The organism is Methanolobus psychrotolerans (genome assembly GCF_002243045.1).
Classification (GTDB): domain Archaea; phylum Halobacteriota; class Methanosarcinia; order Methanosarcinales; family Methanosarcinaceae; genus Methanolobus; species Methanolobus psychrotolerans.
In genome coordinates this window covers 1-7,291 of the sequence record NZ_MBKP01000070.1, presented here as the reverse complement: position 1 = coordinate 7,291, position 7,291 = coordinate 1, and the positions used below count along the sequence as shown (strand labels likewise).

General features: G+C 37.3%; 7 protein-coding genes and 1 pseudogene. All 8 read right to left on the bottom strand.

From position 1 onward, the window contains the following. Positions 1–30 precede the first annotated feature (30 nt). The 8 genes and pseudogenes from BB781_RS14710 to tnpC all read right to left on the bottom strand — a co-directional run bounded on the left by BB781_RS14710 (position 31) and on the right by tnpC (position 7,192). A complete protein-coding gene (locus BB781_RS14710) occupies positions 31–780 on the bottom strand; it encodes a hypothetical protein (RefSeq protein WP_094229219.1) in 750 nt (249 codons plus the stop codon). Continuing rightward, positions 767–1,789: a hypothetical protein gene (locus tag BB781_RS14705; RefSeq protein ID WP_094229218.1), complete on the bottom strand. Its 1,023-nt coding sequence runs from the start codon at positions 1,787–1,789 to the stop codon at positions 767–769. Before BB781_RS14705 ends, BB781_RS14710 begins: the two co-directional genes overlap by 14 nt. 250 nt (positions 1,790–2,039) lie before the next feature. Then, a complete protein-coding gene (locus BB781_RS14700) occupies positions 2,040–2,489 on the bottom strand; it encodes a site-specific integrase (protein WP_242492684.1) in 450 nt (149 codons plus the stop codon). 118 nt (positions 2,490–2,607) lie between these two features. After that, the gene (locus BB781_RS14695; RefSeq protein WP_207205307.1) at positions 2,608–2,871 is read right to left on the bottom strand and encodes a type II toxin-antitoxin system RelE family toxin; all 264 of its coding nucleotides are present in this window, start codon (positions 2,869–2,871) and stop codon (positions 2,608–2,610) included. Beyond that, complete coding sequence (locus tag BB781_RS14690; protein WP_094229216.1) at positions 2,871–3,107, bottom strand: DUF7557 family protein; 237 nt, start codon at positions 3,105–3,107, stop codon at positions 2,871–2,873. The genes BB781_RS14695 and BB781_RS14690 overlap by 1 nt, the downstream gene beginning before the upstream one ends. 504 nt (positions 3,108–3,611) lie before the next feature. Further along, complete coding sequence (locus BB781_RS14685; RefSeq protein WP_094229215.1) at positions 3,612–4,337, bottom strand: DUF6444 domain-containing protein; 726 nt, start codon at positions 4,335–4,337, stop codon at positions 3,612–3,614. A 535-nt stretch (positions 4,338–4,872) separates the two neighbouring features. Then, positions 4,873–5,412, bottom strand: coding sequence for a GNAT family N-acetyltransferase (locus tag BB781_RS14675; RefSeq protein ID WP_094229213.1), 540 nt, complete (start codon positions 5,410–5,412; stop codon positions 4,873–4,875). A 379-nt stretch (positions 5,413–5,791) separates the two neighbouring features. Beyond that, a pseudogene (gene tnpC, locus BB781_RS16255) lies at positions 5,792–7,192 on the bottom strand (IS66 family transposase). Positions 7,193–7,291: the final 99 nt, after the last annotated feature.

Here is a 7,291-nt window from a genome sequence, read left to right as displayed (position 1 = left end):
TCTGTAAGTGTATTACTGCTAATGTTTCTTTTAATGTATTAAAGATAAAATCGTATCAATGGCAGTTTTAGCATTCTTCGGTGACATTCTGCTATATTTTTCAATCCCTTCCTCTGATTCATATACAGAAATGAGGGATTCTTCAAGGAATGGATACAATTCTAATAGTTTCCCTAAGACTGGAATATCAATTTGATATCCGCCATAATTGGGATCTATTAATGCCAGTAAATCAGCATGATCTTTTATCAGTTTTCCTCTTTCCCACTCAATATCATCACTTGTCTGTTTCTCAATTCTGTAATGACGATCCCATATAGCTTTTAATTTTAAAACAAGTAATGTTGCTCGATTTGGTACTGCTATTTCAATGCTTCCTCTTCTTTTCCTTGTTTCGGTATTTCCGTCAAGAATAGTAAAATCCAATGATTCAACTCTGCCTTCAAAGGGAAAAGGTTTCTGTCTTGTCTCAAAATCGATTATTATTGAGCCTGCTTCAGTATTCTTTTGAACGCCAGTGGACACTCCCGGCAGCTTATATGGTATAAAATTACGTTCTTCTCTCAAAAAATAACTTAAACTACTTCGTGTGCTAATGTTGGTGATTAGATCGATATCAATTGATCCATACCAAGAGTTATATGAATCACCTGCCCAACCACCAATGAGTACAGTTGTAGGGTTGCCAGCATTTTCCCTCTCGCTCAAATATTGAGTAATTTCACCTAACTCCTCTAAGGAAAATTTGATGATATTGCTCATTTGGTCATATCTTGTCATATATCAAAACCATCTGTTTTGTAATGTCCATTGCAGAATATCCCATTCCTGCTAGGTCTAGAAGTATCTGTGAAGCAGATACTATCCTGATTCCCTCTTTTTCCAAAGTATCTTGGAAAACATCTCTGTCAGGTCGATAAATCATTGCCTTTACATTAGTTGGTGAAGAAGATTCAAACAATTCCTTGAAATACTCGACATGTTCATCTTTCAGATATAGATAAACCGTATCATTCCGTACTCCATAACCTGTACAGAGTGTTGCTGCAGTATATGATGTAAATCCTACTGGTATGTCTTGCAATGCAAAAGCTTCTGTAATTTCTCTTGCTGCATATGTAGAATCATCAAAAGGAATACTTATTTCATGGCTTTTAAGATTTACAAGAGGACGTTCCCATGCAACACCATTCAGCAGTTTATCTACATTTGAGATGCTCACATAATTATGATCCTGCTTCACAATGTTCTGCTGAATTAATGTTTGGATTGTTTTGTGTGCCCAGCCATAAGATATGTCTTCCAGGATTGATAATTGCCGGATTGACGTTTTTGTCTCCTTCAACAAACGAGAGACCACTTTCCATGATTTATCTGATGTGATCCGAGTAGTTTTGACACTAAATTGCTGATTCATTGTAGATTTAAAAGACCATGGAAGTTTTACCATGATAATATCCAGCTGATTCATTATTCTTTTTTCTCTCTCTGAGAATGATTTTGCAGCTATAATCAAGCTAATGTTCTTCTCTCGATATTCGCGCTGTAACATAAGATCACGAAGAAGATTCATTCTTGCAATTGTATCGATTGTAGCTTTTGATTTTATTTCAATGAAATATATGGATTCATGATCTTCCAATATAGCATCTGGGCGAAGGGGGATATCAAGTGAATAATACTCATATAATGATTTAAGGCTTGTATCCTGATAATTAGATGAAATCTTCAGATACCCCTTAATGTAGTCAATTATATCTTCATATTCCTTTGATTCTTCTTTTATCATAAGTAATTATCACTATATGATGATATCTATATAAACTTATCAGTGATACATATCTTTGCTTAATGATAGGTATATAAGATCATCAGTGATAACTTGTGCTCTCAACAGTTCTCTTGTTCCTTCTGAGTTACTTATATCCACCCTGCCAATCTTCTCTGGATCTCCATTCTTTCAGCTTCGGTAAATGGTAGCCCCTGATAATGATTCATCGAAGTAAGCTTATCGTGTCCCTGGCGAAGACATACTATGTTCAGCGGAATCCCTGCAGCACCATCCAGGACTCTATACTTTTCCTGGTTGTTTTGCTGCTCAGGCCTTCAAGATCAAGGTCTGATCTTTCACCCCACCTTAACAGATTCTCATTCCAGGTTGACTGTGAAGGTGGTTGCTTATTCTTGAAAAAGTAGTTCAGGACATTCTCCAGTTGCGGAGGAATGGGATGTATGTATCTTTCCAGCTGCTTTCTTTTGGCCTTCTTCTGTGCTTCTTCAGGCAGGTGTATTGTCCTGCGGACCTTCAGCCACCATTCCGGATGAGCGTGCAGTCTCTGGACCTCTACGTAACGCATCCCGGACCAGAAACAAACATCAAATATAGTAGTAAGATAATCCTTGCTTATTGAATCCCGGAAGATATCCAGTTCATAAGGTCCTAAGATCCTTGTTCCATCAGGGGTATGAATAGGCTCGATTTTTTCCATGTGGTTTTACTATTTTCTCAGGTTTTTATCGTTTTTGACCTGAAGATCTTCACATATCCTGCAGGAAATGGCGGATAAAACCTGTGATTATAGTATAAAACGGCATGATTGATAATATTCAATACTTGCGGTAAATCTTACTCCGATGGCCAACTTCAATAACAAAAATAATCAGTTTTTCATCCTCAATACTCATAATCACACGGTAGTCACCAACTCTTAATGAGTATAAGGGTGATTTAGGAAAGCCTTTGAGCTTCTTAACATGTGTTTTGGGGTTATCATTGATCTCTTTGATAGCTGATACTATCTTTTTCGCAATATCTACAGGGAGATCATTAATGTCCTTCAGTGCTCCTGGGGAGTAGAGAATTGAATACATCAACTAAGCCCCAGCTCAGCCTCGACTTCTTCTTGTGTGTAGTATTTACCACGTTTGAAGTCTTCCAATGATTCTTCTATCCTTCTAAGTGTATCGTCACTAATGGGTTCAGAATCATATGCCATATCAACCAAGCGTGAAACTACGTCGTTATAAGTTTCCCTGGGAAATAATTTCAACTTGTCAAGGTTATCTTTTAGTTGAGGGTCAATCTTTATGGTTGTAGCTGCAGTCATATACTACAGTATACGCTAGTATACTATATATTAATATTCTTATGCCACGAAGAAGCCTGCAATTATAGCCTAAAATGACAGGTGATTTGTTCTGTAGATAGAAACTATTTCAGTATTATTATATTTTATTTCTAGAGACTGTCGGAAAAGTCCCCGAATAAAGCAACTTTTGCTATGCGTGTAGAGTCAAATAGTCATGACAATTATAAAAACACTATCATTGACTACTTCAAAAGAAACTGGGGTGAGAGTGTTCTTGGCTATTGTTGCTATAACTAGATCTAAATTTCATACGAATTGACATTTCCGACAGTCTCAATATAAACAAACAAATCATTTCATATTTTATTAAATTTAAAGTAAATATAATTACACTTGTACTATAAATATGCCGGTCGAAAAAAAACTATTAAATAGTAGTATCTATTGTAATTTTTAAGAGATGAAAAAAAATGGTAACTATTCAGCCTAGCTCCCTTCCACCAAGCTGATTTCTCTCTACGATCAATTCTGCAATATGGGAATAAGTGAATTCCCATAGAATATTGCACTGATCGAGTCTATAACAGACAGGGAATTCTTGCTAACAGTAGAAACGTATCCTCTTATCCGGCAGAAATTTCTTGCACCCTGTTCACTACGGAAGATACCGGATATCTTCGGTTGTACTTTCGTCATTCTGATATCTCTTTCAGCCTGATTGTTATCAAACGGAACGTTTGGGTCGTACATAAACCGCAAGATCTCTTCCTTGTACCCAATAAACCGACCCAGCAGATTCTTTACCGTGGAACATTTAGGACATGTTTTTATCTCACAACGATGTTCAGTACACTTAATTGCTATTGGTGGAATGTCAAAGACCTGTCTTCTTTCATAATCGGAGGGAATGGAAATTAACGATCTTCCACAATTGGTACATTTGTCAACATAATGAACAACAACTTCATCAGGATCATCATTCATTCTTAAAGTAGTACCAGGATGACCATTTTGACCACCTGGGGATCTATCGCTCTTTTTTCTCTGACTTTTAACCTTTGGTTTATTCCGTGAGTAAGAATCAGTAGACGGTGGTTTGCTACTATTGTGACTATTCTTTTCAAGCATCTCTTCCAGATGCTTGACACGTTCTTCCAGTTTTTCTATTATCAAAAATAGCTGAGTAACAAGTTCGACGACTGCCTCAGGACCAGCATCATAAACTGCAAGTATTTCTTCTCGTTCTATACAAGAGACTGTCGGAAAAGTCGATTCGTATGAAAATACTGAGTAATTATAACAATAATAGCTTAGAACATATCATTATTGATTTCTTTTAAACTAGTTATTGATAATGATTATATTGATACTCATGACTATTTAGCTCAGTACGTATAGCAATAATTTTCAGATTAGGTGACTTTTCCGACAGTCTCATACAAATCCCCTCAGATCAATAAAATCTTTTTTCTGAACGTTAAAATGAGGTCATAGTATATTGATTTTTACTTAATTGCTGGAAGGATGGCTGAATAGTTACTTTCGATATAATATTAGGATTTGTCGTAATATCAATGTCCACTAAATCAACTTGATATTTTAGAATCTCAAGTTTATGCTTTAAAATTTCAGACATTGTTTTTGTACTACCTGAACCTGAAAAATATAACAATAGTATTTGTTTCTGTAGCATGTTAATCCTTTATTCCCCACTCTTAGTAAGACACCTTAGGATAGTTCTATATACGGTTAGAATGCCTTTATTCATTTCTATCTTAAGGTCCTATTCTCTCCAGTGTTCCGGTCTGTTTAATGATTCTGCACACACAACCGTACCTCTGACCTTGCTCAACCCCTCAGAGGTTAAAGCCTGTACCATCCAGGCATTTGCATCTTTCTCGGGTATGGGGAAAGGTGCAGTAAATCCCAGGCTTGCAGAATCGGGAATAAATCCATGTCGTGGATAATATTCTTCATGCCCCAGAACAAAAACCATCTCAACTTCCATTTCTTTTAATTTCTTTAATCCCTCGGTTATCAGCATTCCTCCGATTCCCTGTCGTTGATGATCCGGTCTAACTGCCAGTGGGGCAAGTATATATATCGATGGAGAGGGCCCCTCAGAATCAATTGTTGCCCTTGTAAAAAGAATATGCCCAACAGCCTCGTCATCCTTGAAGGCAAGCAGTGATACTAACGGCTCTGCACTTTTGTCTGTTAAAAGCTGACCGACCAGATCCGCTACATCTTCAGAAGGAAATGCCTCTTTTTCAATTATTATTATATCATTGAAGTCCGACCTGTTTGCCTCTCGAATATACATTTCTATTACAACAATGATTTTTTCTTATTATATAGATAATGCTTACAGCTCTGCATAAGAACCTATCAGAACAGATAATATTCGAAGCTTAAGAATGGGCCAGTGTCTCTCAGGATACCGGGGAGTTTCCATATTCCAGACAGACTTTGTACCACTATATTTCATAATCAATCCATGTCTTCTTGTTTGCCTCATCCATATTATGTCCCAACTTTGACAGTTTTGTTTTTGATCAACTCACTGTCTATCTTTTTTATGTTCATTAGAATCGAAGTGTTTCTTTTTTCCTAGTGGTTGTTTGTCTCTTTATTTTCTTGCATGCTTGTTTTGTAATTATTCAGCCCAGCTCCCCTCACTTAGCTGATGTCTCTATCTACGCTCAATTCTGCAATGAAGGAATAAGTGGATCCCCATAGAATATTGCACTGATCGGGTCGATAACAGATTGAGATTTCTTGTTAACAGTAGAAACGTATCCTCTTATCCGGCAGAAATTTCTTGCACCCTGTTCACTGCGGAAGGTACCGGATATCTTCGGTTGTACTTTCGTCATCCTGATATCTCTTTCAGCCTGATTGTTATCAAACGGAACGTTTGGGTCGTACATAAACCGCAAGATATCTTGCTTGTAGCCTATAAATCGATCCAGCAAATTCTTTACCGTGGTTTGCTTCTTATGTCCTCGTTTTTTTGACTGCACATTGGATTGAGGATCAGGAGGGTTTTTGTTCACCCCTAAGCAAGTGATGTGATCATAATCTTCACTGAACCTTTGAATTAACTCAGTATCTAAAAGACCCTCATCAATATGATCTTTAATGCACATCAACAGGTCTGCCATCATCTTTGGCCACTGTTGATCACTGTTTTTTGAAGCTCCGGTTAACTCACGTAACAGATGTGCATTACACAATGAATGCTGACAATAGTACTTGTTTTACGGTTTCCAGAAATCATGTGTTACAACACCAGTGTAACCCGGTAGAATGCCCATAGCATTCATTGCTTCCGAACCTCTCTTTCTATGTGGGAAATAATATGTGAGGGTTTTAGTACCTGCTACATGAAGCCAATTGCAGGATGCGTTTATTCTCAAACCTGTTTCATCCAGATTGATCACAGGGGATTGTTTAAGGAGATGTTTCACTTCATTTTCAAATGGTTCAAGTTTATCGAAGCAACTGTGCACTATGTTCACTATTGTAGCAGTACTTATCCTGCATCCTAACATGTCAGAGAACAAACTGGTAACACGATGGTAAGGAAGTAATTGGTAAATGTGTAAATAAATTGCAGAGGACTTGATTTGGGGACCATATTGAGTCGGCTTAGTCACACCCTCCGGAAAAACGGTTTTGTTTACATGGGAACATTTAGGACATGTTTTTATCTCACAACGGTGTTCAATGCACGTGATATTTATCGGTGGGATGTCAAAGACCTGTCTTCTTTCATAGCCAGAAGGAATGGAAGCTAACGAGCTTCCACAATTAGTACATTTGTCAGCATGATGAACGATTATTTCATCGGGATTATCATTCATTCTTAAAGTAGTACCCGGATGACCATTTTGTCCACCTACGGATCTATCGCTCTTTTTTCTCTGACTTTTAACCTTTGGTTTATTCCGTGCATAAGAATCAGTAGACGGTGGTTTGCTACTGTTGAGACTGTTCTTTTGGCAATATGCACAATTTGCTGTAAAATGACGAATTTCCAGACGTATTTGAGTTAAAAAATCAATATTAAGAGAGCAATTATTTCTACTAGCTACAAAAATTTAAACTACAATTTACAGCAAATTCGCCACACTGCCGTTCTTTTCAAGCATTTCTTCCAGATGCCTGACACATTCTTCAAGCAGTGCAATACGTAGAGC

What these genes read in the sequence shown, in the direction of transcription:
- BB781_RS14675 (WP_094229213.1), bottom strand. Translation starts at nt 5,412, where the DNA reads ATGTATATTCGAGAGGCAAACAGGTCGGACTTCAATGATATAATAATA.
- BB781_RS14700 (WP_242492684.1), bottom strand. Translation starts at nt 2,489, where the DNA reads ATGGAAAAAATCGAGCCTATTCATACCCCTGATGGAACAAGGATCTTA.
- BB781_RS14710 (WP_094229219.1), bottom strand. Translation starts at nt 780, where the DNA reads ATGACAAGATATGACCAAATGAGCAATATCATCAAATTTTCCTTAGAG.
- BB781_RS14705 (WP_094229218.1), bottom strand. Translation starts at nt 1,789, where the DNA reads ATGATAAAAGAAGAATCAAAGGAATATGAAGATATAATTGACTACATT.
- BB781_RS14690 (WP_094229216.1), bottom strand. Translation starts at nt 3,107, where the DNA reads ATGACTGCAGCTACAACCATAAAGATTGACCCTCAACTAAAAGATAAC.
- BB781_RS14695 (WP_207205307.1), bottom strand. Translation starts at nt 2,871, where the DNA reads ATGTATTCAATTCTCTACTCCCCAGGAGCACTGAAGGACATTAATGAT.